The 1,057-nt window shown below is 57.0% G+C and carries 1 protein-coding gene; it reads left to right on the top strand.

Features of this window, described 5'->3' with window-relative positions:
- Positions 1 to 1,028, top strand: a protein-coding gene (locus tag GM658_RS28575; RefSeq protein WP_155457505.1) for an IS3 family transposase whose coding sequence is annotated in 2 segments (ribosomal slippage) — positions 1 to 151 and positions 151 to 1,028 — 1,029 coding nt annotated over the 2 segments. Because the reading frame shifts where the segments join, the coding sequence is not laid out codon by codon here. This gene is flagged as partial in the annotation.
- Between the last annotated feature and the right edge of the window lie 29 nt (positions 1,029 to 1,057).

The raw sequence follows: 1,057 nt of genomic DNA, 5'->3' as shown, positions 1-1,057 counted from the left end.
GATGCCACGTTTTACAACTGGAAGAAAAAATTCGGCGGTCTGGGGCCATCGGAGGTACGACGGCTCAAGCAGCTGGAGGAGGAGAACGCGAAGCTCAAGAAGCTGGTGGCCGACCTGGCGTTAGATAAAGCCATGCTTCAGGACGTGCTCTCAAAAAAGCTCTGAAGCCTTCCCGCAAGCGCCTGCTGATCGATGAGTTACTCATTCGCTACCGGGCCAGTTTGACGCAGACCTGTGCCTTGTTTCGGATGTCGCGCTCACTCTATGCGTACAGGTCGAAGGCTCGCGATGCCACAGCACTACTCATGCGGATCAAGGAAATTGCCGCCACGCGAGTGCACTATGGGTACCGCCGTGTCCAAGTAATGCTCAAGCGGGAAGGTTGGCCCGACAACCATAAGCGTGTATATCGTCTGTACCAGGCCGAGGGACTGTCGCTGCGCCTGAAACGGCCGAAGCGGAACAAGTCGGCCAGGCTACGGCAGCCAAAGCAGATGGCCACCGCGATCAACGAAATCTGGAGCATGGATTTTGTCGCCGATGAATTGTTCGATGGGCGCCGGTTGCGGGCGTTGACCGTGGTCGATAACTACACTCGCGAGAGCTTGGCCATCGACGTCGGGCAAAGCCTGAGGGGGGAGGATGTGGTCGCCACGTTGAATCGCATCTCCGCGCATCGCGGATTACCTGCCACGATCAAGGTCGATAACGGTAGCGAGTTCATCTCCAAGGTTATGGACAAGTGGGCATATGAACGTGGCGTCGAACTGGACTTCAGCCGGCCAGGCAAGCCGACCGACAACGCCAAGATCGAAAGTTTCAACGGACGGCTACGGCAGGAGTGCCTCAATGCCCACTGGTTCCTCTCGCTCAATGATGCCAAGGCCAAGATCGAGGAGTGGCGCCGGTACTATAATGAGACGCGCCCCCACTCCGCATTGCAGTGGGCCACCCCATCCGAATTCGCCCGTCAGGCCAGGGAAAAGGCCGATTTTGGCTCAGCAATACAGCCGGTAATTTCTACTTAAGACCGGTACTAATTTTGGGGTACGGTCAA

Origin of the sequence: Massilia eburnea (assembly GCF_009720745.1) — a bacterium.
Classification (GTDB): Bacteria; Pseudomonadota; Gammaproteobacteria; order Burkholderiales; family Burkholderiaceae_D; genus Rugamonas; species Rugamonas eburnea.
The sequence above is the reverse complement of the archived record's forward strand: the minus strand, read 5'-3'. Positions and strand labels throughout refer to the sequence as shown.